The sequence below is a fragment of the Allobosea sp. BH3 genome, assembly GCF_025499465.1.
GTDB lineage: Bacteria > Pseudomonadota > Alphaproteobacteria > Rhizobiales > Beijerinckiaceae > Allobosea.
In genome coordinates, this window is record NZ_JAIMCA010000004.1 from 279,157 (window position 1) to 301,986 (window position 22,830).

Annotated in this window: 24 protein-coding genes; 12 read left to right on the plus strand and 12 right to left on the minus strand. The window is 67.3% G+C overall.

The annotated features are described in order from the left end of the window. Entirely contained in the window at positions 1 to 195 is a 195-nt protein-coding gene (locus tag BoBH3_RS14205; RefSeq protein ID WP_262331469.1) for a DUF4169 family protein, read from the plus strand. Beyond that, positions 192 to 410 (plus strand): ribbon-helix-helix domain-containing protein, encoded by a 219-nt coding sequence (locus BoBH3_RS14210; RefSeq protein WP_262331470.1) that lies wholly within the window; start codon positions 192 to 194, stop codon positions 408 to 410. Before BoBH3_RS14205 ends, BoBH3_RS14210 begins: the two co-directional genes overlap by 4 nt. A 113-nt stretch (positions 411 to 523) precedes the next feature. On the opposite strand, the gene BoBH3_RS14215 is transcribed toward BoBH3_RS14210, so the two are convergent. Both BoBH3_RS14215 and BoBH3_RS14220 read right to left on the minus strand, forming a co-directional pair. After that, positions 524 to 4,117: an AsmA family protein gene (locus tag BoBH3_RS14215; protein ID WP_262331471.1), complete on the minus strand. Its 3,594-nt coding sequence runs from the start codon at positions 4,115 to 4,117 to the stop codon at positions 524 to 526. A gap of 230 nt (positions 4,118 to 4,347) precedes the next feature. Continuing rightward, on the minus strand, positions 4,348 to 5,787 hold the full coding sequence (locus BoBH3_RS14220) for an FAD-binding oxidoreductase (protein ID WP_262331472.1): 1,440 nt from the start codon (positions 5,785 to 5,787) through the stop codon (positions 4,348 to 4,350). A 190-nt stretch (positions 5,788 to 5,977) separates the two neighbouring features. On the opposite strand from BoBH3_RS14220, the gene BoBH3_RS14225 reads away from it, so the two are divergent. After that, positions 5,978 to 6,544 (plus strand): thioesterase family protein, encoded by a 567-nt coding sequence (locus BoBH3_RS14225; RefSeq protein WP_262331473.1) that lies wholly within the window; start codon positions 5,978 to 5,980, stop codon positions 6,542 to 6,544. A 9-nt stretch (positions 6,545 to 6,553) separates the two neighbouring features. Here the strand turns inward: BoBH3_RS14225 and BoBH3_RS14230 are convergent, their stop codons facing one another. Genes BoBH3_RS14230 through BoBH3_RS14240 form a run of 3 tightly spaced genes read right to left on the minus strand, consistent with a single transcriptional unit; the run spans position 6,554 to position 9,330 of the window. Beyond that, positions 6,554 to 7,357, minus strand: a complete 804-nt coding sequence (locus BoBH3_RS14230) for a potassium channel family protein (protein ID WP_262331474.1) — start codon at positions 7,355 to 7,357, stop codon at positions 6,554 to 6,556. A gap of 45 nt (positions 7,358 to 7,402) precedes the next feature. Continuing rightward, positions 7,403 to 8,026, minus strand: coding sequence for a class I SAM-dependent methyltransferase (locus tag BoBH3_RS14235; RefSeq protein ID WP_262331943.1), 624 nt, complete (start codon positions 8,024 to 8,026; stop codon positions 7,403 to 7,405). A 38-nt stretch (positions 8,027 to 8,064) separates the two neighbouring features. After that, entirely contained in the window at positions 8,065 to 9,330 is a 1,266-nt protein-coding gene (locus BoBH3_RS14240; RefSeq protein WP_410050601.1) for a BtaA family protein, read from the minus strand. A 209-nt stretch (positions 9,331 to 9,539) separates the two neighbouring features. On the opposite strand from BoBH3_RS14240, the gene msrB reads away from it, so the two are divergent. After that, the gene (msrB, locus tag BoBH3_RS14245) at positions 9,540 to 9,974 is read left to right on the plus strand and encodes a peptide-methionine (R)-S-oxide reductase MsrB (protein ID WP_262331945.1); all 435 of its coding nucleotides are present in this window, start codon (positions 9,540 to 9,542) and stop codon (positions 9,972 to 9,974) included. A gap of 235 nt (positions 9,975 to 10,209) precedes the next feature. On the opposite strand, the gene BoBH3_RS14250 is transcribed toward msrB, so the two are convergent. Continuing rightward, complete coding sequence (locus BoBH3_RS14250; RefSeq protein ID WP_262331475.1) at positions 10,210 to 11,859, minus strand: acyl-CoA dehydrogenase family protein; 1,650 nt, start codon at positions 11,857 to 11,859, stop codon at positions 10,210 to 10,212. 114 nt (positions 11,860 to 11,973) lie between these two features. Here BoBH3_RS14250 and BoBH3_RS14255 point away from each other — a divergent pair, with 114 nt between their 5' ends. From BoBH3_RS14255 to BoBH3_RS14275, 5 genes are all read left to right on the plus strand, one after another. Further along, positions 11,974 to 14,358, plus strand: coding sequence for an ATP-dependent helicase (locus BoBH3_RS14255; protein WP_262331476.1), 2,385 nt, complete (start codon positions 11,974 to 11,976; stop codon positions 14,356 to 14,358). Positions 14,359 to 14,474: 116 nt separating this feature from the next. Continuing rightward, complete coding sequence (locus BoBH3_RS14260) at positions 14,475 to 14,669, plus strand: type II toxin-antitoxin system HicA family toxin (RefSeq protein WP_262331477.1); 195 nt, start codon at positions 14,475 to 14,477, stop codon at positions 14,667 to 14,669. Between the two features lies 1 nt (position 14,670). Further along, positions 14,671 to 14,967 carry a type II toxin-antitoxin system HicB family antitoxin gene (locus tag BoBH3_RS14265; RefSeq protein WP_262331478.1) on the plus strand — a complete coding sequence of 99 codons (297 nt, stop codon included), beginning with the start codon at positions 14,671 to 14,673 and terminating at the stop codon, positions 14,965 to 14,967. Between the two features lie 151 nt (positions 14,968 to 15,118). After that, a complete protein-coding gene (locus tag BoBH3_RS14270; RefSeq protein ID WP_262331479.1) occupies positions 15,119 to 15,703 on the plus strand; it encodes a TetR/AcrR family transcriptional regulator in 585 nt (194 codons plus the stop codon). A 121-nt stretch (positions 15,704 to 15,824) separates the two neighbouring features. Next, complete coding sequence (locus BoBH3_RS14275) at positions 15,825 to 16,313, plus strand: hypothetical protein (protein WP_262331480.1); 489 nt, start codon at positions 15,825 to 15,827, stop codon at positions 16,311 to 16,313. A gap of 39 nt (positions 16,314 to 16,352) precedes the next feature. Here BoBH3_RS14275 and BoBH3_RS14280 read toward each other — a convergent pair whose 3' ends face one another. After that, on the minus strand, positions 16,353 to 16,751 hold the full coding sequence (locus BoBH3_RS14280; RefSeq protein ID WP_262331946.1) for a winged helix-turn-helix transcriptional regulator: 399 nt from the start codon (positions 16,749 to 16,751) through the stop codon (positions 16,353 to 16,355). A gap of 123 nt (positions 16,752 to 16,874) precedes the next feature. On the opposite strand from BoBH3_RS14280, the gene BoBH3_RS14285 reads away from it, so the two are divergent. Beyond that, on the plus strand, positions 16,875 to 17,624 hold the full coding sequence (locus BoBH3_RS14285; protein WP_262331481.1) for an SDR family oxidoreductase: 750 nt from the start codon (positions 16,875 to 16,877) through the stop codon (positions 17,622 to 17,624). Between the two features lie 12 nt (positions 17,625 to 17,636). Here the strand turns inward: BoBH3_RS14285 and BoBH3_RS14290 are convergent, their stop codons facing one another. After that, entirely contained in the window at positions 17,637 to 18,029 is a 393-nt protein-coding gene (locus BoBH3_RS14290) for a VOC family protein (protein ID WP_262331482.1), read from the minus strand. A 114-nt stretch (positions 18,030 to 18,143) separates the two neighbouring features. On the opposite strand from BoBH3_RS14290, the gene BoBH3_RS14295 reads away from it, so the two are divergent. Continuing rightward, on the plus strand, positions 18,144 to 19,091 hold the full coding sequence (locus tag BoBH3_RS14295; RefSeq protein ID WP_262331483.1) for a 50S ribosomal protein L11 methyltransferase: 948 nt from the start codon (positions 18,144 to 18,146) through the stop codon (positions 19,089 to 19,091). 38 nt (positions 19,092 to 19,129) lie between these two features. On the opposite strand, the gene BoBH3_RS14300 is transcribed toward BoBH3_RS14295, so the two are convergent. Next, on the minus strand, positions 19,130 to 19,261 hold the full coding sequence (locus BoBH3_RS14300; protein ID WP_262331484.1) for a hypothetical protein: 132 nt from the start codon (positions 19,259 to 19,261) through the stop codon (positions 19,130 to 19,132). 34 nt (positions 19,262 to 19,295) lie between these two features. Beyond that, on the minus strand, positions 19,296 to 19,538 hold the full coding sequence (locus tag BoBH3_RS14305; RefSeq protein ID WP_262331485.1) for a hypothetical protein: 243 nt from the start codon (positions 19,536 to 19,538) through the stop codon (positions 19,296 to 19,298). 321 nt (positions 19,539 to 19,859) lie between these two features. On the opposite strand from BoBH3_RS14305, the gene BoBH3_RS14310 reads away from it, so the two are divergent. Continuing rightward, entirely contained in the window at positions 19,860 to 21,686 is a 1,827-nt protein-coding gene (locus BoBH3_RS14310) for an aminopeptidase P family protein (RefSeq protein ID WP_262331486.1), read from the plus strand. Between the two features lie 110 nt (positions 21,687 to 21,796). Here BoBH3_RS14310 and BoBH3_RS14315 read toward each other — a convergent pair whose 3' ends face one another. Together BoBH3_RS14315 and BoBH3_RS14320 are read right to left on the minus strand one after the other, a co-directional pair. After that, positions 21,797 to 22,096, minus strand: a complete 300-nt coding sequence (locus BoBH3_RS14315; RefSeq protein ID WP_262331487.1) for an AzlD family protein — start codon at positions 22,094 to 22,096, stop codon at positions 21,797 to 21,799. Further along, complete coding sequence (locus tag BoBH3_RS14320) at positions 22,093 to 22,806, minus strand: AzlC family ABC transporter permease (protein ID WP_262331488.1); 714 nt, start codon at positions 22,804 to 22,806, stop codon at positions 22,093 to 22,095. The genes BoBH3_RS14315 and BoBH3_RS14320 overlap by 4 nt, the downstream gene beginning before the upstream one ends. Positions 22,807 to 22,830: the final 24 nt, after the last annotated feature.

A 22,830-nucleotide genomic window follows, 5' to 3' on the forward strand; every position in this document is an offset into this window, starting at 1 on the left:
ATGGCCGAGATCGTCAACCTCCGCCAGTTCCGCAAGCAGAAGGCGCGCGTGGAGGCCGGGAAGACGGCCGAGCAGAACCGCATCGAGTTCGGCCGCACCAAGGCCGAGCGCAAACTCACGCAGGACGAGCGCGACAAGGCCGCCCGCCATATCGAGCGCCACAAGCTCGACCGCGATGAGCCGGAGCCGGCATGAAGCCGGAGCGCAAGCGCTCGCTCAGCATCGCCGGCCACAGGACCAGCATCTCGCTGGAGGACGCCTTCTGGGAAGCCCTGAAGGAGATTGCGGCCGAAGAAGGCCGCTCGGTCTCCGCTCTGATCGTCGAGGTCGATTCCGGGCGCGGCGAAATCAACCTCTCCGCTGCCCTGCGGCTGCACGCATTGGCGCATTATCGCGAGCGGGCGAAGTAAACGAATAGCTAAAAATCAGCGCAAACAAAAGGTTAACACCAGATCCTGATTCAGATTGCGAAGCACTTGAATCAGTTTCGCAAGCCGTTGAATCGGCCCGCGAGCCCGTTGAATCAGTTCGGCAGCGCGCTGCGCGAGAAGGGCCGCGGCACCGGCTCGATCTGAAGCGGCGGCGGCAGCGGCGGAGCGGTGTTGCGCGCTGGCGCCGGCTGCTGCCGGAACCCCTCGGGCGAAGGCGCTGGCGGCGCACTGGGCAGGACGAGCGGCCCCGGCTGCTGCGCCGCAGCCCGCTCGGCGGCGGCGCGCGCGCGTTCCTCCGCCTCGACACGGCGGCGGATCTCCTGCTCCATCCGCACCAGTTCGGCGCGCTTGGCCTCCTCGGCCCGCTTCTCGTCCGCGAGCCGCCGTTCCTCTTCCAGGCGACGGGCCTCTTCCGCACGCTTCAGTTCGGCGAGGCGGCGCTCTTCCTCCACCCTCAGGAACTCGTTGAGCTTGCGCTCGTTCTCGCGCATCTCGCGCTCGGCCCTGAGCCGGCGCGCATGGGTGGCCCGCTCGCGGGCATCGGCCTCAAAGGCCTCGACCCGCTCGATCTCCCGCGCCAGGGCCCGCGCCGCCACCGTGTTGGAAAGCGCGCTGACATCGCTCTCGCGACGCAAGGAGCCGAGCGGCCCGCGCCAGGCGATCCCGATCTGCGGCGCATCGCCCGGCCAGCCCTTGGGCATCGGCCCCAGCGGCCTCAGGGCAAGCCTCAGATCGGCATTCAGGGCACGCAGATCGACGATGCCGCTCACCTCGGTCCGCATGCCGCTGCGCTCGAAGCTGAAGGGCTGGAGCCGGATCAGCCCACCCGCGAGCGTGAAAGGAAGGGTTACCTCGCCGAGCGCCCAGGCATCGCGTTCGAGCGCGGCGTTGAGCCTGTCCTGCAGCCGCGCCGTCTCGCTCTCGGAAGCGTCCTCGCCGGTGCCGGCGATGACCAGCGCATAGGCGGCCGGGTCTAAGCGGGCGAGCCGCGTGCCCGTCGTCGAAAGGCTGCCGGCACCGCTCAAGCCAGCGATCAACCGCGCCGGTGTCTCGCCGGAGCCGCCGAACTCGATCCGCCCCGAAGCCTTGCCGCCAACCGCGCCGCGCGTCAGCTCGCTCAGATCGATGGCAGTGAGATCGAGCCGTCCAGTGAGCTGGGCGAGCCCGCTGTCGCGCCGCAAGCCCAGCCTCCCCGCGACCTGCCCGCCGCCATAGGCGCCCGCGACATCCTCGACCCTGAGCCCATCCATGTCGGATTTGAGCGAGAAGCGCGCATTGCGCAGCACCCCGCCATCGAAGGCGGTCAGCGCGCCGGCCTCGACCGCAACCTCTAGATCGGGAAGCTCCGTGACGCGCCCGAACCGGCTCGTCGACCAGGTTGAGCCCGCCGTCGGCGCCGCGCCACCGAGCGCGGCGGCCATGAGCAGGCGCAGATCGGCCGTGGGAACCGCGAAACGCCCTGTATAGCGCCCCTCGCGCGGCAGTATGAGCGAGCCGCTGGCGGAGAGGCCGCCGAGATGGGCAGAGATGGCGTCGAGCTTCACCGCCTCGCCCGTCATGTCGAGGCGCGCATGAGCGTCGAGCACGCCGTCGGGCAATAGCCGCACCGGGCCTTCGGGGAGGATCTGGCCCGGCCCGTCCGCCTGCAACGAGACCTGCGGCCCGCCGGCCCCGTCCTCCACGATGAGCGAAAGCCCCGGCCCCGCCAGTGAGCCCACGATGCGGCCCTTTGCGAGATCGAGCGTCAGCCGCCCCGGCCCGCCCTGCAATGGCGCAGGCATTCCCAGCGCCGTGAAGGCCTGCCGCCGGTCCCCGAGATCGAAGCCGAGCGTCGCGCGGCTCCAATTGCCGGCGCGGTCGACCAGCCCGTCGACTGAGAGCTTGCCGGCCGCGGCCGTGCCTTCGGCCGTGAGCCCCGTCTCGCCGGAAGCCGCCCGCGTCAGGCGGAAGCCGGCATCGAGCCGCGCCAGCCCGTCGCCGGTCCGCGTCAGCGCCTGCGTAACGATCTCGGGCAGCAGAGGCCCGGCAAGCGCCGTCAGCGTCTCGATGCGCGGCGCGCGCACCCGGCCCGAAATCTCCCCGCCCTCGGCCAGAAGCGCGCCCGCGCCGGTGACGTTGACCCCGCCGAAACCCTCGACGGAAAGCCGGCTCAACCGCCAGACATCCCCCTCGCTGCGGATGTCGAGCCGGGCCGAGCCCGGCGGCACATTGCGGAAACGGGCGTCGGCCAGGGTGAGATCGAGAGCGATGTCCCGCTGCCGGACCAACCCTGTGAAACTCTTGCCCGGCGGCAGCGTATCGAGGGAAAGCCCGCTCACCGTGGCCTTGGCCGTCAGCCGCGCCGGCAGAAGCTCGCCCGAAGCATCGAGCCGAAGCCCCGACGAGCCGGCGACCAGCAGGCGCTGGAAGGCGATGCGCCCGGCCGCCCAGCTCCCCGTCGCATCGGCATCGATCCGCCCGAGCGCGGCGACGAAATCGGCCAGCGCAGGGTCGAGCCCGGCGCGCGCCAGCACCAATGCGACCCGCCGCGCATCGTCGGCCTTGAGGTTCAGCCGGCCCGACGCTCCCTCGGGGCCGAGATGGCCGCTCGCCCCCACCAGCGCGCCGGCGACACGGACAGAGGCAGAGGCATCGCTCAGACCTGCATCGTGCAGCCGCCCGCGCAGCGCGAGCCCGGAGAAGTCCTCGCCGCGCCAGATCACCTGGTCCAGGTCGAGCCCGATATCGAAGGCGCCTGGCAGGCCGTGCAGCGCGCGTTCGGCACCAGGCCGCTCGGCCAGCGCCGTCGCCAGCGCATCGGCGTCGAGCCGGCGTGCGCGCAGGGCGAGCGAACCCGTGCCGGTCCCGGGCATGAATTGCCCCTCGCCCTCCAGCCGCGCCGCGCCGCCCGCAAGGTCGAGCGTGAGCCCGGCAAGGTCGAGCTGACGGCTGCCGCCCTTGACCCTGCCCGAGAGCGCCACCGCGCCGCCCGGCGACAGCGTGAACGAGCCGTCGAGCTGCGCCCCGAAGCCGCCCTGCCCGGCGGGCAGCACGAACGCGCCGTCGAACGACACCTGCAGCTCCTCGCCGGTGAGGAAGGTCTTGGTGCGCAGCCGCCCGCCCTCCTCCAGCTCGCCGGTGGTGATGCGCAGCGAAGCGCCCGCCACCTCGCCTTCGAAGCGCCATGGCCCGGCAAGGCTCACCGCCGAGACCTCGGCCGCTATGGGAGAAATCGTGACCGGCGGCTTGCCGGCCTCGCGCCAGATCAGGGACGAGCGGCTGATCCTGAGACGGTCGATCTGCGCCTCGGCCGGAATACCCTTGCCCACACGCTCGGGCAGGCGGATCAGCCCGGCCTCGTCGAGCGAAAGCGCGATCGACGCACCGTCCAGCGCGGCCTGGGAGAAACGGAACTCCCCACGCGCCAGCGCCGCAAGCGCGAGTTCGACCGTCGCGCGCTCAACGGTGGCGGAACTCGCCGCACCGTCGCCATTGCCGATCCGCACGTCTTCCAGCGAGATGCGCGGCGAGGGCAGCAGCGTGAGACCGATAGCGCCGCCGATCTGCGTCTCGACGCCGAGCGCCTCGCTCAGCCGCGCCTCGATCTGCGGGCGATAGGCGCGCCAGTCGACGAAGCCGGGGCCGATCAGGGCCGCCAGCAACGCCAACACCAGCAAGCCGGCCAGAACTGTCAGGCTTTCACGCAAATTACGCTTTCTGTCCCTGTCGCCATCGTGGAAAGGCGGACTTGGCCGTCATTGCGAGCGCAGCGAAGCAATCCAGGGGGCGTAGAGCGCGGCCGCCCCTGGATTGCTTCGTCGCTGACGCTCCTCGCAATGACGGCTTGCACCGCCATCTACTCCGGATCTTGCCTGCAAGTCGCGGCAGGATCACGACCTTCCCGCGAAGGGCCATGGCAGCGCAAGCAGTACCGATGTCACAGGGCGATGATTTTCCCTGGATTCAGGATATTGCGCGGGTCGAGCGCCCGCTTCAGCGTCCGCATCACGGCCAGCGCCTCGGCCCCGTGCTCCTGCTCGAGATACTTGATCTTCTTCTGGCCGACGCCGTGCTCGCCGGTGCAGGTGCCGCCCATGGCGAGCGCACGCTTGACCAGCCGGTCGATGAAGGCCTGCGCCCGCTCGACCTCGCCCGCATCGTCGAGATCGACGAGCGGCTGGGTGTGGAAATTGCCGTCGCCGACATGACCGGCGATAGGCGCGATCAGCCCGGAGGCCTCGATATCCTTCTTGGTCTCCTCGACGCATTCGGCGAGCCGCGAGATCGGCACGCAGACATCGGTCGCGACGGACTCGAAGCCCGGCCGCAACGCCTTCGCCGCCCAATAGGCATCATGCCGCGCCTGCCAGAGCTTGGAGCGGTCCTCGGCCTTGGTCGCCCATTCGAAGGGGCCGCCGCCGAACTCGGCCGCGATGTCGCCGAAGCGCTCGGATTGCTCCTTCACACCGGCCTCGGTGCCGTGGAATTCGACGAAGAGCATCGTCGTTTCCGGCAGGCCGAGCTTGGAATGCAGGTTGACGCCGCGGATCATTACGTCGTCGACGAGCTCGATGCGCGCCACCGGCAGCCCGGTCTGGATGGTCAGGATCGTCGCGTCGCAGGCGGCCTTCACCGAGGGGAAGGGACAGACGCCGGCGGCGACTGCCTCCGGGATGCCATGCAGCTTCAGCGTGATCTCGGTGATGATGCCGAGCGTGCCTTCCGAGCCGACGAGCAGGCGGGTCAGGTCGTAGCCGGCCGAACTCTTGCGGGCGCGCGTCGAGGTCTTGACGACGGAACCGTCAGCCATCACCGCCGTCAGCGCCAGCACATTGTCCTTCATCGTGCCGTAGCGCACAGCATTTGTGCCCGACGCTCGCGTCGCCGCCATGCCGCCGATCGAGGCGTCGGCGCCGGGGTCGATGGGGAACATCAGGCCCTGGTCGCGCAGATGCTCGTTAAGCTCCTTGCGGGTCACGCCGGCCTCGACCACCACGTCGAGATCCTCGCCATGCACGGCGACGATGCGCTTCATCTGCGACATGTCGATCGAGACGCCGCCATAGATGGCATTGACATGGCCCTCCAGCGAGGTGCCGGTACCGAAAGCGATGACAGGCACGCCATGCTCGGCGCAGAGCTTCACGATCTCCGAGACCTCTGCCGTGCTCTGCGGATAGACCACCGCGTCCGGCGGCATGTTCGGGATCCAGGTCAGCGTATGGCCGTGCTGCTGGCGCACCGCGAGGCTGGTGACGAGCCTGTTTCCGAAGCGCGCGGCGAGCGCCTGCGTCACAGCGGCGATCGCAGCCGGCGAAGGCGGCAGCGCTGCGGCGGGGACAGGGCTGTCATGAAGGGCGGCGGCGGGCAGGCTCATTGTCAATGTCCGTGATTGGAGCTTTAATTTGGAACTGATCGGTTTCGCAGCTGGTTACGATGTGACAGCTTCGTCACCTCGCAGCCGGCCACTATGCTGGCGCCGACATATTAGAGCATGCGACGAGAGATTGGGCAGCCGCAATATTGCTGCGAGCCCCTGAACCAAGCGCCTGACAGGGAGGGCAGTCATGAAAAGCGATTCACGCGCCCCGGCGCTGTTCTTCGCACCTTTCGTTTCCTCGGCCATGCGGGTCGAGCCGCAGTGGATCGACTATAACGGTCATCTCAACATGGCCTATTACCATGTTCTGTTCGACCGGGCGGTGGACGAGGTCTTCTCGCTGGTGGGCCTGAGCCGCGACTATGCCGAGACGCGCAACGCCTCGACCTTCACGGCAGAGTGCCACATCCTCTACAAGCGTGAATTGACCGAGGGCGATGCCGTCCGGGTCACCGCCCAGCTCATCGCCTTCGACGACAAGCGGCTGCACTATTATCTCGAGATGCGGCACGCCAACGAGGGCTGGCTGGCGGCCACCAGCGAGAACTTGTCGCTGCACGTCGACATGGTCCACCGCAGGGTCGTGCCCTTCCCGGCCGATATCCTCGCCAACCTCGCTTTGATGAAGGCCGCCCACAGCATGATGGCGCTTCCGGCCACGATCGGCCGGATCATCGGCATGCCGAAGAAATCGGCGATCCGCGTCGATGATGGGGTCGAGCCCCAGCATGCCGAGGCCGAGACGCGGCACTGAGCCGTCTCGTCAGCCGTCGTCGCTGTCCGGGATCTTGAGCTTGTGGCCGCAGGCCTTGCAGTAGACGGCGTCGGGCTCGTGCCGCTGCAGCGCGCATTCCGGGCACGTGAAGGTCACCTTGTTGGGCCGGAACAGCGCCTGCGCCAGCCGCACGAACAGCGTGATCCCCACGATCATCACCACGATCGAGGTCAGCTTGCCGGCGATCCCGGGGAGCGTGATGTCGCCGAAGCCGGTCGTCGTCACGGTCGCGACGGTGAAATAGAGCGCCTCGACATAGCCCTCCAGCCCGCCGCGTTGCTGGAAGAAGAAGGTGTAGACGAAGCCCGTCACGACGAAGAGGAACGTCACGACATTGCTCAGCGCGCGAACCACGTTCTCCCATTCGTGGAAGGGTGTTTCGCGGAACTGCGCCCAGACGATGCCCTTATGCGACAGCGACCACAGCCTGAGGATGCGCAGGAAGCCGAAATTCTCCAGCCATTGCGGCGCAAGCAGCGTCAGCAGGATGAAGAGGTCGAGCAGCATGGTCGGCTGGCGCAGCAGCCGCAGCATGTTGGTCGCGGCGAGCAGTCGCGCCGAGATCTCGGCGACCATGATCACGGCGATGGAATAGTCGATCCAGAGAAAGGCGGCCTTCTCCCTGAGTAACGGCGTCAGGATGAAAAAGGCGATGATGAGCAGGTCGACGACCGTCGTCACCGCCTGGAAACACAGCGCCGCCGGCGAGCGGCCATGATAAAGCTGGCGCAAACGGTTGCGAACCGCTTCGAACCGGCTCACATCCTCAGCAGGGGAATCGACGCCATCCATCGCCGTCGAGCATAGGCTTCCGGCCCGCGAACCGCTATGCGCCGCTCAGCCCCGCGTCAGCACCGCATGCACGGCATAACCGCGATAAGGAGCGGCCAACCGGCAATCCGCCCCCGCCGCCTCGGCAAGAGCCCGCACCGTCGCGGGTAGATCCTCGCGCGGCGTCACGTGGAACAGGCCGAGCCAGCGCAGCAGAAGCTTCTTGAAGCCCGGCGGCAGGCCCGCCTGATCGCCGAAATCGACGATATGCACCGAGCCGCCCGCATCGAGCCGGCGCAGCGCCTCCTCGACGACAGCCTGCCAGGGCGGGATCATCGAGAGCGCATAGGAGATCACGATCCGGTCGAAGCCCGCCCGGTCGAACAGCGCCTGTGGGTCGAAATCCGTGGCATCGGCCTGCGCCAGCCCGATCCGGCCCTCCAGCCCAGCCTTCGCGACCGAAGCCCGCGCCGTCGCCAGCATCTCGGTCGAGACGTCGAGCCCGTAGCAGGCCGCGGCAGGATAGCGCTGCGCGATCTTGATGAGGTTGCGCCCGGTGCCGCAGCCGATCTCCAGCACGGTCCCACCCGCAGGCGGCGCCAAGCCTTCGATCAGCTGGTCGCGGCCGAGCAGGTAGAACTTCCGGCTGGCGTCGTAGATGTGGCGCTGGTGCCGGTAGATCCGGTCCATCAGCCCGGCGGCGGAGCCGGCCGTGGCGTCCGCCGCGCTCACGCGGCCTCGCCCTTGCGGACGTAGAGGTGGAACCCGCCATAGATCGCCGAGCGGTCCTGCCGGCAGAGAACGCGGCTCTTCTCTTCCTCATAGTCCCACTGGTCGAGGATCTCGGCCGGAACACGCCCGGGCAGCAACCGTTCATCGGCCGCGGTGCGGAAGATCACCCGCGCGCCCGGCCGGGCCGTGCGCGTGATCTGCGACCAGAGCGCGGTGAGATCCGCATCGTTCATCCAATCCTGTGCGTCGAGCAGCACATAGGCGTCGCAGCTTTCGGCCGGTTGCTCCGACAACATCGTGGTGACGGAGCCCTGCCGATACGAAACCGCCGCCGAGCGCGTCTTCATCGCCTCGAAGTGCGCGGCCTGCAGATAAGGCGGCACGGCGGCGTCCGCGCCCTCCGCATAGGCGCGTCCAAAGGCCTGCTGAGCGAAATAGTTGTCCTTGAGATCGAAATCGCAGGCGAGCCGTTCCAGCCTCAGCTTCAGCGCCCCGAGGATGCCGTCCTCACCATCCGCCGCCAGCGCCTTATACTGCGCGGGCGGGATGCCGAGCCCGTAGAGAGAGGCGGGCTGCCGCACCAGCCAGCGCACCAGCCTGCGCTCGAACATCGGGGCGAGATGCCGCTCATAGAGCGCCCGCTGCTCGGCGAGGTCGCGCGCTTTAAGCATCGCCCGCGGATTGCCGCCCAGCAGCCGCGCCAGCACATGGCCGGTGCCGATGAAGCGGCCGAGCAGCCCATAGCGGTAGACGCCGTTGGCGTAGAGATTGATCCGCCGGCGGCCGTTCAGCCCCCGCCCTTCCCAGTAGCCACGCGAGACGGCGTCGAGATACGGCGCGATCTCGTTGTCGTAGAAGGCAACGTTGGCGCGGCTGTTGGCCCGGCCGAAGAAGCCCAGGAAGGCGTCATGGCTTTCGATCCGAGCCAGCGCCGCGAGCTTGAGCCGGCCGAGCGCGATATGAGCCCCGTTCAGATCGACCGCGCTGATCCTGACCGGCGCCGCCGTCAGATAGGACAGGACGTTGCAGGAGCCCGAGGCGATGGCGACGACATGGTCGCCGGCCCTGAGCTGCAGCGCCTGCATGTCGACGACCGGGTCTTCCCAGATCTGCGGATAGACCAGCCCCGAGAAGGCGCGGGTGAAGAGCCATTCCAGCATGCCCGCCCGGGAGAGCGGCTTGCTACGGCGGACCGCCGTGCCGAGACCGGAGGTCGTCATGCGCTTGACTGCGCGCGCCGTCTGCGTCGCCTGCTGCATCATCGAGCCCTTCGCTCTCTTCTGCGGGTGGCGGGGCTGCTAGAGGAGTCGCATGACGGTTGGGTGACGGGGGCGGGCCCGAGGGCACCCGATCGTGAAAACCGGGCGCTCCCGACGGGGCTGAAATCCGGCCGGCGAAGGACCATATTGGGGGCCAGCAACCGGGGGGCGCTTCAGGCCGCCCGGCACGACAGGAGATCGCCATGGGTCTGATGAACATGTTCGGCGAGGCCAGAAAGCCGGAGGACAACTTCCCCTTCCAGCTCAGCGATACCGAGTGGCGCGAGCGGCTGACACCGGAGCAGTACCAGGTCCTGCGCGGCCACGGCACGGAACGGGCCGGCTCCTGCGCGCTCAACTATGAGAAGCGCGCCGGCACCTTCTCCTGCGCCGGCTGCGGCCAGAAGCTGTTCAAGTCGGGCAAGAAGTTCGAGAGCGGCACGGGCTGGCCGAGCTTCGACCAGCCTCTGGAAGGCGCGGTCGGCGCCTCGGAGGATTTCAGCCACGGCATGCACCGCGTCGAGGTGCATTGCGCGAACTGCGGCGGCCATCTCGGCCACGTCTTCCCGGACGGCCCGCCCCCGACCGGCCTGCGCTACTGCATCAACGGCGTCGCGATGAACTTCGAGGCAGCGGAAGCGGCCTGAAGCCAGAGCCGTCATGGTCGGGCTTGACCCGACCATCTCATGACCCAGCTAGACGCGCGAACCGCGGGAAACCCCTCTCCTGTAAGGAGAGGGGCACGGATGAAGTGTAGGCCCCTGGCCCATTAGAGTGCCGGCCTCACGGCGGCGCAGCGACCACGTCACAGCAACCCGGTGAACGGCCTACCCCTCACCCTGCCCTCTCCCTCCGGGAGAGGATTCCCCGCGTTGTCCGATCCTAATTCACGACCGGCATGGCCCTTCGCGCCAGTCCTGCCGCATCGACGCTGACCGGCAGATCCCCGAACTGCCCCGACCACCCCTCGCCCAGCCGTGTCGCGACAAAGGCATCCGCCACCGCCGCCGGAGCAAACCGCAGCAGCAGCGAGGCCTGCAGCATAAGCGCCAGTTTTTCCGTCAGCCGCCGCGCCTGCCCCTCGTTCCGCATCAGCTCCGGCAGCTCACCCTCCAGCCGCCTGAGCGCCGCGTCATAGCGTCGGTCCGCTCCAGCCGCCGCCATCAGCTCCGCCCGCAACACATCGACGGCCCCCTCCTCCCGCGCCAGCGAGCGCAGCAGGTCGAGGCAGATGACATTGCCCGAGCCCTCCCAGATCGCGTTGAGCGGCGCCTCCCTGTAGAGCCGCGCCATTGGGTTCTCCTCGATGAAGCCATTGCCACCATGGCATTCCAGCGCCTCGGTCACGACCGCAGGCGCCCGCCGCGTGATCCAGTATTTCGCGATTGGCGCTGCCACCCGCGCCAGCAGCCGCTCGCTTTGCGACGCATCCTGCCGGTCGAGCGCAGCAAAAAGCCGGAAGGCGAGCCAGGCGGCCGCCTCCGCCTCGATGGCGATATCCGCCAGCACGTTCTGCATGATCGGCTGGTCGATGAGCGCCTTCTGGAAGGCGCGACGATGCTGCGCGTGATGCGCCGCGAGCGACACCGCCATCCGCATCAGCCCGGCTGAAGCTGCGGCGATGTCCAGCCGCGAATTATGATTCATCGACAAGCCCGTGCGGATGCCCCGTCCCGGCTCCCCGAGCAGATGGCCGATCGCGCCGCGAAACTCGACCTCGGAGGAGGCATTCGAGCGATTGCCGACCTTGTCCTTCAGCCGCTGGATCGCGACCCCGTTGCGCGCCCCATTCGGCAGCCAGCCCGGCACGGCGAAGCAGGAAATGCCCTCGTCCGTCCGTGCCAGCGTCAGGAACAAATCCGAATGCGGCACCGAGAAGAACCACTTTCGTCCGTGGAGCGAGAAGGTGCCGTCGCGATTGTCCTCGGCGACCGTCTGGGTCTGGCGCAGATCCGAGCCGCCTTGCGTCTCGGTCATCGCGGTGCCGACCGTTGCTCCCGTCTTGATATGGGCCGGGCCCTGCCGCGCGTCATAACGGTTCGAGGTGACGAGCCGCCCCCACTGTTCCCAAAGCCGAGCGTCCTGCTTCAGCACCGGAACGGCGGCATAGGTCATGCTGATCGGGCAGCAGATGCCGCTCTCCGCGCCGTACCAAAGATATTGCAGCGCCGCCCGCGCCACCTGCGCGCCGGGCTCCGGCCGGTTCCAGGCGAGCGCATGCGTCTCCTGCCCAATGGCGAGGCCCATCAGCTCATGCCAGGCGGGATGAAAGGCGATCTCGTCGATGCGGTTGCCGAAACGATCAAAAGCCTTCAGCTCCGGCCCATGGCGATTGGCGAGATAGGCCAGCTCCTGCACATGGGCGGAGCCGACAACCCGCCCCGCCTCATGCAGCCGCTCCCGCGCCCAATCTGCCCCGAAGGCCGATACGATGGCGGGCAGCACCGGATCGGCGGCGAAAGCGTCGTAATCGGCCAGCACCGGCACCTGATTGGTGACCTCCCAGCGCTCTTCCCTGCCCTGCTCGGCCATTGCTGCCACCTCCCTGTGGAACGGGATATAAAATGAGCGCTCCGGCAGGGCGCAATCCTGACACGAGCGCCCTATATTCGCCGGAGAACGAATCACGCACGAGCAGCACCACCCTTGTCCGACACAGACGCCTTTTCCGCTCCCCAGCCCCGCCCCGGCGGCCTCGCCGCGCGCGCTGCCGCCCAGCCCGCGGCCGGTTATCTCGCGGGGCTGAATCCGGAGCAGCGGCAGGCCGTCGAGGCGACGGACGGGCCTGTCCTCGTGCTCGCCGGCGCCGGCACCGGCAAGACCCGCGTGCTCACCACCCGCATCGGCCACCTGATCTCGACCAACAGAGCCTTCCCCTCGCAGATCCTCGCCGTCACCTTCACCAACAAGGCGGCGCGCGAGATGAAGGAACGTGTCGCCCATCTCGTCGGCCCGGTCGCCGAAGGCATGCCCTGGCTCGGCACCTTCCACTCGATCTCGGCCAAGCTGCTGCGCCGCCATGCAGAGCTGCTCGACCTGCGCAGCGACTTCACCATCCTCGACACCGACGACCAGATCCGCCTGATGAAGCAGGTGATCCAGGCCGAGGGCATCGACGAGAAGCGCTGGCCCGGCCGCATGCTGGCAGGCTTCATCGATAGCTGGAAGAACCGCGGCCTCGCGCCCAAGGACGTTCCGGCAGGCGAGGCCGCCGTCTTCGCCCATGGCAAGGGCGGCAAGCTCTACGCCGCCTATCAGGAGCGGCTGAAGGCGCTGAACGCTGTCGATTTCGGCGATCTGCTGCTGCACTGCCTGACGCTGTTCCGCGACTATCCGGACGTGCTGCAGACCTATCACGACCGCTTCCGCTACATCCTCGTCGACGAGTATCAGGACACCAACACGGCGCAGTATCTATGGCTGCGCCTGCTGGCGCAGGGCCGCCGCAACATCTGCTGCGTCGGCGACGACGACCAATCGATCTATGGCTGGCGCGGCGCCGAGGTCGACAACATCCTGCGCTTCGAGCACGATTTTCCGGGCGCGACCGTGATCCGGCTGGAGCGCAACTACCGCTCGACCGGCCATATCCTCGCCACCGCCTCGAAGCTCATCGCCCGCAACGAAGGCCGCCTCGGCAAGACGCTCCGCACCGAGGATGCGCTCGGCGAGAAGGTCACCATCACCGGCGCCTGGGACAGCCAGGAGGAAGCGCGCCTGATCTCCGACGAGATCGAGGCGATGCAGTCGAAGGGCTACAATCTCAGCGAGGCGGCGGTGCTGGTCCGCATCTCGGCCCAGATGCGCGAAATCGAGGAGCGCTTCGTCCAGGCCGGCGTGCCCTATCGCGTCATCGGCGGCCCGCGCTTCTATGAGCGCGCCGAGATCCGCGATGCGCTGGCCTATCTGCGCTGCGTCGTCTCGCCCACCGACGACCTCGCCTTCGAGCGCATCGTCAATGTGCCCAAGCGCGGTCTGGGCGATGCGACGGTGCAGCTCCTGCACAACCATGCCCGCGCCACCGGCTCCTCGCTGATGCACGCGGCCCGCGCCGCAGTCGAGAGCGACGAGCTGAAGCCGAAGGCTCGCACATCGCTGCGCGAGCTGGTCGAGGCCTTCGGCCGCTGGCAGGCACGCGCCGAGCACATGCCGCAGGGCGAGCTCGCCGAGCTGGTGCTGGAAGAATCCGGCTACACCGAGATGTGGAAGAAGGACCGCTCGGCCGACGCCGCGGGGCGCCTTGAAAACCTCAAGGAACTGGTCCGCTCGCTCGACGAATTCCCCGACCTGCCGGCCTTCCTCGAGCACGTCTCGCTGGTGATGGATGTTGCCGACGGCGACGCGGAGGCCCGAGTCTCGATCATGACGCTCCATGCTGCCAAGGGGCTGGAGTTCGACACGGTCTTCCTGCCCGGCTGGGAAGAAGGCCTGTTCCCCAACCAGCGCGCGCTCGACGAGAGCGGCCGCGCCGGACTAGAGGAAGAGCGCCGCCTCGCCCATGTCGGCCTGACCCGGGCCCGCAAGAAGCTGAAGCTCTATTTCGCCTCGAACCGTCGTATCCATGGTCTCTGGCAGACCAGTCTGCCCTCCCGCTTCATCGACGAATTGCCGGAGGAGCATGTCGAGGTCGAGCAGGCCGCGACCAGCTACAGCCAGGGCGGCTACGGCGCCTCGCGCTTCGACCGGATGGAGAGCTTCGGCTCCAGCTACAACACACCGGGCTGGCAGCGCGCGCAGGAGAACCGGGCGAAGAACAGCGGCGGCGGCGGCAGCGGCTTCTCCGACAGCGGCCGCGGCTTCGGCCAAGGTGGTTTCGGCAGCGGCTCGCGCCAGCGCGGCCCGCTCCTGATCGAAGGCGAGTTGACAGCCAAATCGACCGGCGAATCCGCCTACGGCACCGGCGCCCGCGTCTTCCACGTCAAGTTCGGCCCCGGCTCCGTCGCCAGCGTCGACGGCAACAAGCTCACCGTCGATTTCGACAAGGCCGGGCGGAAGATGGTGCTGGATTCCTTCGTGCAGAAGGCGGGGTAGTTTCTGGATCTCGGGGAAAACCCCGTCGATTCACTTTGAACAAAACATGAACATCATTCAATCTGGTTCAATGCGATGGTATAGAATGCAGGTCCGTCGCAAATCAGCAGGCTTTGATGCTCAACAACAGCGCCGACATCATTCGCCGCCTCGAACGCGAGGGTTGGGAATGCGTGCGCGTCGCCGGTTCATACCATGTCTTCAAAAAGCCGGGCGTCCGTGACACTATCGTCGTGCCGCATCCGAAGAAGAATTTCGGACCCGGCCTCGTGTTGAAGATCTACAAGCAGGCAGGCTGGCCGCGCGACTGACATGACCCACTACGTCGCCATCATCGAGGATGCTGGCCCCGACCATGCGGTCGGTGTCTGGTTCCCCGACCTGCCCGGCTGCTTCGCGGCCGGCGATACACTTGACGAAGCCTTGCAGAACGCGCCGGAGGCCCTCGCCCTCTGGATCGAGACAATGCGGGCGGACGGCCATGACATCCCACATGCCCGCACACCGAGTGAACTGAAGAACGATCCTTCCGTCGCCAGCGAGATGGAACAGTTTGCAATCGCGCTGATCCCCGCTCCTGACCTCGCCCTCCAGCCGGCGGCAGAGTAACCACTCCCCCTCACGTTCCGAATGCCTTCCGCACCACGCGGCACCTGGGCTCGCCCCGAAATTGCTCTTTTGTGCAGAAGGCAGGTTGAGCCATCTGCACAAAGCCGTGACCTAGCTTGATCACCTACTAACTAGTAGATAGACCAACTCCATGACTGGGTCGACCTCCACATCCGATAAAATCCTGCGCTGCGCCCGCTCGCTGCTGATCCAGGGCGGCTACAACGGGTTCAGCTATGCCGACATCGCCAAGGTGGTCGGCATTCGCAATGCGAGCATCCACCATCATTTCCCCAGCAAGGCCGAGCTCGTCCGCACGCTCGTCGCCCGCTATCGCGAAGAGGCCGAGGCCGGGATAGCCCAGCTCGAGCGGCAGGTGTCCGATCCGGCCGCCCAGCTCGCCTCATATGTCGGCTATTGGGAACGCTGCATCGCGGATGCGAGCGCGCCGTTCTGTGTTTGCGCCCTGATGGCAGGCGAAATCCCCGCCCTTCCCGCCGAAATCGTCACGGAAGTGCGCGCTCATTTCCGATCGCTCTCCGCCTGGCTGACTTCGGTTCTTGAACGCGGCGCGAGGCAGGGCAGCCTGCATTTCGCGGGCACAGCCAAGGCCGAGGCGGAAAGCTTCATGGCCTGCGTTCACGGCGCGATGCTCTCGGCCCGCGCCTATGGCGATCCGGGGACATTCGGCCTCATCACCCGTCCGCTGCTGGAGCGCCTCGCACCGCGGCATTGAAGCCAGAACGCTCCGAACAATGCCTCCGCGCGTCATTTTTAACTACCAACTAGTAGGTAGAAATAGATGGCGCGCCGAGTTCCTTCCTCAGACCGTCAACGACCCGATGAAAGGCATTCCCATGTTTGGCATTTCTCCGCTCGGCTGGGTTCATACCCTCGGCAGCCTGCCAGCCATTCCCGCCGCCGCCTACATGTTCGCCGTCCATGGCCGGATCGTGCCGCGCTCGACGGCCGGCATCATCTATCTGATCGCGATGCTGATCGGCGCCGTCACGGTCTTCTTCGTTACCCACATGCCCGGCGGCCATATCGCCGGCGCGCTGACGCTCGTGCTGCTCATCATAGGCTATACGATAGGCCGGACGCCGCTCCCCGCGCGGCTCGTCGCCTATGTCGAGACGATCGTCCTCAGCATCACCACCTTCCTGCTCATGCTGCCGACCGTCTCCGAGATCCTGCGCCGCGTCCCCGACGGCCACCCCTTCGTCACCGACCTGAAGTCGCCGCTCCTGCTCGGAGCACAGGCAAGCATCCTCGCCGCGCTCGTCATCGGGCTGACCGCACAGATTATCTACCTGCGCAGGCAAGGCAGGACGCCCGCAGCCTGATCCCAGAACCAACCGGGAGCGGTGCCGGAAGCGTGGGCGCTATGCCCCCTCTTCCCGCTCCCGGAACGCCTTTCGCGCAGCCGACACCTGCGCGTAATAAGTCTCCGCCCAGGTCCAGACTCCGCAGAAGGCCGCGCTGAGCTCGCGGCCCAGCTCCGTCAGCGTGTAGTCGACATGCGGCGGGATGACCGGGTGCACGGTGCGCACCACGAGCCCGTCGCGCTCCATCTCGCGCAGGGTCTTCGTCAGCATCTTCTGGCTGATGCCGCCCACGACGCGGCCCACCTCCGTGAAGCGCAGCGTACCGCGCTCCTCCAGCGCTTCCAGCACCAGCATCGTCCATTTATCCGCCACCTGGGCGATCACCTGCCGCACCAGCGACTCCACCGCCGGGCTGACCGGCGGGATCGCCTCGCTGCGCGCATGCATTTCCGCCATGGCTTCCCGGATCGCATGCATTTGACACTCTCCTTTTGGTGCGTATGGCACCTTCAGGCGCCTTCTTTCGAATAGAGAGTTAGGTCTCCAACTGATGTTCCGCAACCACGAAAGGGTACTGCGATGAACATCAGCGGAAACACCATCCTCATCACCGGCGGCGGCTCGGGCATCGGCCGCGCGCTCGCCGAGGCGCTGCACGCCAGGGGCAACAAGGTCATCGTCGCCGGCCGCCGCGAGCGCGCGCTGGACGCCGTGACCGAGGCCAATCCCGGCATGGAATCGATGCTGCTCGACATTCAGGACGCCACCGATATCGCCCGCTTCGCCCGGCAGGCGGTCGAGCGCTTTCCCAAGCTGAACGTCGTCATCCAGAACGCCGGCATCATGAAGCCGGAAAAGGTCGTGACTGGCGATACCGCCATCGCCGAGGAGACGATCGCCACGAACCTGCTCGGCCCGATCCGCCTGACGGCAGCGCTGCTGCCGCACTTCCTGAGGCAGCCGCACGCGGCGATTCTCACCGTCTCCTCGGGCCTCGCCTTCGTGCCGCTGGCCGCAACGCCGACCTACAGCGCCACCAAGGCTGCGATCCACTCCTGGTCGGCCTCGCTGCGCGAGCAGCTCAAGGAAACTTCGGTCGAGGTGATCGAGATCGCGCCGCCCTATGTCCAGACCGAATTGCTCGGCCCGCATCAGGCGGTCGATCCGGCAGCGATGCCGCTCGCCGACTTCATCGCCGAGGTGATCTCGATCCTGGAGAGCGGAGAAACGGAAGAGGTCATCGTCGGGCGCTGCAAGCCGCTGCGCTTTGCCGAGGCCAGCGGCAGCTTCGCGCAGGTCTTCGCCGGGCTGAACGCCCAGCACCGCTGACCGCCCCGCGGTTTACTCCGCCCGATGGCAGCAGACGCAGAGCTTGTTGCCGTCGGGGTCGCGGAAATACGCGCCATAATAGTCGGGATGGTAATGAACTCTCAGCCCCGGCGGCCCCTCGCAGGTGCCGCCGGCGGCAAGCGCCGCCGCATGGCAGCGATCGACGACAGAGCGGCTTCCCGCAAGAAAAGCGGCCATCTGGCCATTGCCGGGAGTGGCGGGCCCTCCGTCGAAAGGGCGCGTCAGGAACAGCAATGGCCGATCTGAATCCAGCGGCTGCCACGCTGCCATGCCGGCTTCGGCATCGCGAAATCGCTGCCGCATTCCCAACACGGTAAAGAGTGCCGCATAGAACGCCTCTGCGCTCTCGAAATCATTCGTCCCTACGCAGATATGCGAGAACATGGCGAGCCCCAGCTTCCGATCCGCGCCTAGCTTACCAACCTGGCGTTGGGCTGGGAAACGGCCCGCGCCCGCTCCCCGCATGACAACCGCCCCTCGCCCTGCTAAGCCGCCCGCATGCGCGAAGGCCTCCTGCCAGCGACGGTTGCGACCGTCCTCGAACTCTCCACCTCGGGCGAGAAGGCCCGTGTCCTGACCGAGCTGCTTGGCGAGGTCTTCGACCCCACGGAGACGGCGATTTCCGCCTTCGAGGTCGAGGACGGCGTCACCACGCTCTCGCTCAACGCCCCCTGGAAGGTCGAGATTTACTTCGCGACCCATCCCGACGAGGAGGCGGTGCGGGACCTGCTGCGGCCGATCGTCGGCGACGTCATCGACGGCACGCCCTTCACCACGGTCAACCAGCAGGACTGGGTGGCCGCCAGCCTCGATGGCTTGAAGCCCGTGCGGGCCGGCCGCGTCCTCGTCCATGGCGCCCATGACCGGGAGGCGGTGCGCATCAACGATGTCGCCATCGAGATCGAGGCGGCGCTCGCATTCGGCACGGGCCATCACGGCACGACGGCGGGCTGCCTGCTCGCCCTCGATGCGGAACTGAAGAAGCGCCGGCCGCGCCATGGCCTCGATGTCGGCACCGGCACCGGCATTCTCGCGCTGGCGCTGGCCAAGCAGATCAAGCGCAAGGTGGTCGCGGGCGACATCGACGCCATCGCCGTCGAAGTCTCGGCTCACAACGCCCGGATCAACCACGCCCCGCAGGCGCTCGATCTTTATGTCGCGCCGGGCCTGCGCCATGCGAAGGCGAACCGGCCCGGCCACTTCGACCTCGTCTTCGCCAACATCCTGGCAGGACCGCTGAAGCGCCTTGCCCCCTCGCTCGCTCGTGCGCTCTCGGCCGACGGCGTTCTGATCCTCTCCGGCCTGCTGGAGATGGACGTCGCCGGCGTGGTCTCGACCTACCGGCATCAGGGGCTTTATCTGGCCAGCCGCTCGCTGCGCGAGGGCTGGGCGACGCTGGTCATGAAAAAGGGCGGCGCAGCCCCGAGGCCGCGCCGCCCTTATTGATCAGAATAGCCGAGGCGTGGCTCGGAGCGAGGCTTGGCTCAGAAGCCGGTCGCGCGGCCGTACTTGCGCTCGGCCTCTTCCTGCATGCGGCGGGCGTCCTGCAGGGCGCCGGCGATGAGCTTCACCCAATCGATGGTCTCGGTGACGATGTGCTTGATGAGAGCGATCATGGTTTTGGTCCGAAAGTTTGCGTGAACGGAAGGATCAGCGGCTGAAAGGCAGGGCGACGTCGCTCGACAGCGTCGCGGAGGGATATCCGCCCAGAACCTGCTCGGCCTCGTTGACCACCATGTTGCGGGCACGCAGCTCACGCGCGGCGGAGCGCATGCGGCTCTCGACCAGCGCATCAAAGAAGCGCTGCATCAGGCCCGGCTTTTCAGCGTTCGTCTTGGCACCGGCCACCACCGCTACGGGCAGCACGTCGGCATTGTTCAAAACATAAGTCATGGGTCCATCTCCGAAAAACGAAGGACAGTCCCTGTCGCTTCCTCGTTCTCTTATGCGACTAAGGTGGTATCATTTCGCACTTGCGAGAAGATGATTTTGCATATGCGAGATATGCACTGAATGCATGAGTTGCGCATGAAACAGTTATTATCTTTGCGTTAATTGCATAATGGAACAGCACAATGCCTCGGCCTGCGCCTAGTTTGGCAGCAGCGAAATTCGGTAGCGTCTCCGCTTCTCGCTCACGCTCGGCTTGACCCGGCATCGACTGCCGGAAATTCTCGGGTTCCGCTTTGCACCCTTGAGAACGACGCTGCTTCCATGACCCTGCCGACCTGCCGCTTCCAGACCTTTTCAGAGCCCAGCGACCCGACGCAGGTCGCCGGCCGCGTCGCTGCCCTGCGAAAGACCCTTGCCGCGCAGGGGCTCGACGGCTTCGTCATCCCGCGCGCCGACGAGCATCAGGGCGAATATGTCCCGGCCCATATGGCCCGCCTCGCCTGGCTCACCGGCTTCACAGGTTCGGCCGGCAATGCCGTCGTGCTGGCCGACAAGGCGGCATTGATCGTCGACGGGCGCTACACCCTGCAGTCGGCCGCGCAGACAGACACCGCCGTGGTGACGGCGGTGAAGATGGAGGAGACGCCGCTCGACCGCTGGATCGAGCGCAACCTGCCGGCCGGCGGCAAGCTCGGCTATGATCCCTGGCTGCACACGGTCGATGGCGTCGCAAAGCTGGAGAAGGCCGTGGCGGCAGCCGGCGGCAGCCTCGTTGCCCTGCCCGCTAATCCCATCGACGCCATCTGGACGGACCGCCCCGCCCCGCCGACCGCCCCGGTGAAGGCGCATGCGGCCGCTCACGCGGGCGAGGACACCGCCTCCAAGCTGGACCGCATCCGCAAGGCGCTCACCGAGGCGAAGGTCGATGCGTTGGTGGTCTCGGACCCGCATGCGCTGGCCTGGGTCTTCAACGTCCGCGGCGGCGATGTCGAGCACACGCCGCTGCCGCTGGGCTATGCCATCGTCCCGCGCGAGGGCCGCCCCACCGTCTTCCTCGCGCCGGAGAAGATCACGAACGAGGCGGGGGACGCCATTGGCGCCGTGGGCGAGATCGCCCCGCCGGCCGCGCTTGAAAGCCAGCTCAAGAAGCTCGGCGCCGCCAAGGCCAAGGTCCGCCTCGATTCAACGACCGCCGCCTCGGCGCTGGCGACGCTGATTGCTGATGCCGGCGGCACGCCAGATGCCGGCGCGGACCCTATCGCGCTGATGAAGGCGCGCAAGAACGCAACCGAACTCGACGGCGCCCGCGCCGCCCATCTGCGCGACGGCGCGGCGATGGCGCGTTATCTCTTCTGGTTGGCGCAGGAGGCGCCGAAGGGCGGCATCACGGAGATCGACGCCGTCGCCGCCCTTGAGAACGAACGGCTGCAGACCGGCCTGTTGAAGGACGTCTCCTTCACCACCATCGCCGGCGCCGGCCCCAATGCCGCCCTGCCGCATTACCGCGTCAGCGAGGCGAGCAACCGCGTGCTGGAGCCCGGCATCTTCCTGGTCGATTCCGGCGCGCAATACGAGGACGGCACCACCGACATCACGCGCACCATCGTCATCGGCGAGCCCACGCCCGAGATGAGGGACCGCTATACCCGCGTGCTCAAGGGTCATGTCGCGATCTCGCGGCTGGTCTTCGTCAAGGGCACCTCGGGCGCGCAACTCGACGCCTTTGCGCGGCTGCCGCTCTGGCAGGGTGGGTTCGACTTCGACCACGGCACCGGCCATGGCGTCGGCAGCTACCTTTCGGTGCATGAGGGGCCGCAGCGCCTCTCCAAGCTCGGCACCACGCCGCTGGAGCCGGGCATGATCCTCTCCAACGAGCCCGGCTACTACAAGGAAGGCCATTACGGCATCCGCATCGAGAACCTGATCGTGGTCGAGGAGCGCCGGATCTCTGGCGCCGAGCGCACGATCTACGGCTTCGAGACGATCACCTGGTGCCCCTATGAGCGGGCGTTGATCGACAGGTCGATGCTCGATGCCGGCGAGATCGCCTGGATCGACGCCTATCACGCCACGGTCTGGGGGAAGATCGGCCCGCTGGTCGAAGGCGAGGCGAAGGCCTGGCTGGAGGAGGCCTGCAGGCCTTTGTGACGACAGGCGTCATTCTCGGGCGGAGCGAAGCGCAGACCCGAGAATCTGCTGCAGGAAAGGGCATCCCTTCCGCCCTGAGATGCTCGGGTCAAGCCCGAGCATGACGCCAGTCACATCACCGCCCGGAACCCGACGACTGCCACCACGCCAACCGCCACCACGGCCAGCAGCGGGAGCCGCGTCGCTGCGAGCACCGTCACCGCCGCGGCCGCCGTCTCGGCCCAGCCCGTCGCGAGCGCGCTCGGCGCGATCACCGCGACGAGCACCGCCGGAGGGATGGCGTCGAAGGCGGCCTGCGCCCTTGGCGACAGGCTGAGCCGGCCGGCCAGAGCGAGCCCGCCGATACGCGTCGCATAGGTCGCGACCGCCATGCCGAGGAAGGCGAGGAGGTTGATCGGATCGACGCTCATGCCTTGGCCTCCTCCGTCACCGGCCGCTCATCCGCGCCGGCGGCGAGCCAGGCAGCCATCAGCCCGCAGAGCGCGCCCGCCGCGACATGCCAGGGCGGCCCGGCCAACCGATAGGTCAAGGCCGAGGCGATGCCCGCCGCAGCCACCGTCCAGAACGTCACCCGCCCCTTCCAGAAGGCGGCGACGAGGGCGATGAACAAGGCCGTAAAGGCGAAATCGGCCCCAAGCCGCTTCGGGTCACCCAGCACGGCGCCGATGCTCGCCCCCAGCGTCGAGGTCGCGAGCCAGGCCGAGACGAAGGGGATGACCATCGCGAACCAGTAGGCCGGGCTGAGGCGATGCGTGCGCGCACGCTTTTCCGCCAGCGCCCAGTTCTCGTCGGCCATGTAGAAGAGCCCCAGGAATTTCTGCCCGCGGCTGAAGCCATCGAGTTTCGGCGCAAGCGAGGCTCCCATCAGCACATGCCGCGCATTGATCAGCAGCGTCGAGAAGACGAGCGCGGCGACCGGCGCGGGCGTCGTCCAGAGCTCGATCGCCGCGAACTGCGCGCCGCCCGCGAACACCATCGCACTCATCAGGAAGACTTCGAGCGCAGAAAGACCCTTGCCGGCCGCGAGCGCCCCGAAGAGGAGGCCGATCGGGGCGGCCGCGACCATCGCAGGCCAGATGTCGCTCAGGCCGCGCCTGACGTCGTCACGCGTCGTGGACATGTTCTAAATTCTCTTGGAATGAAG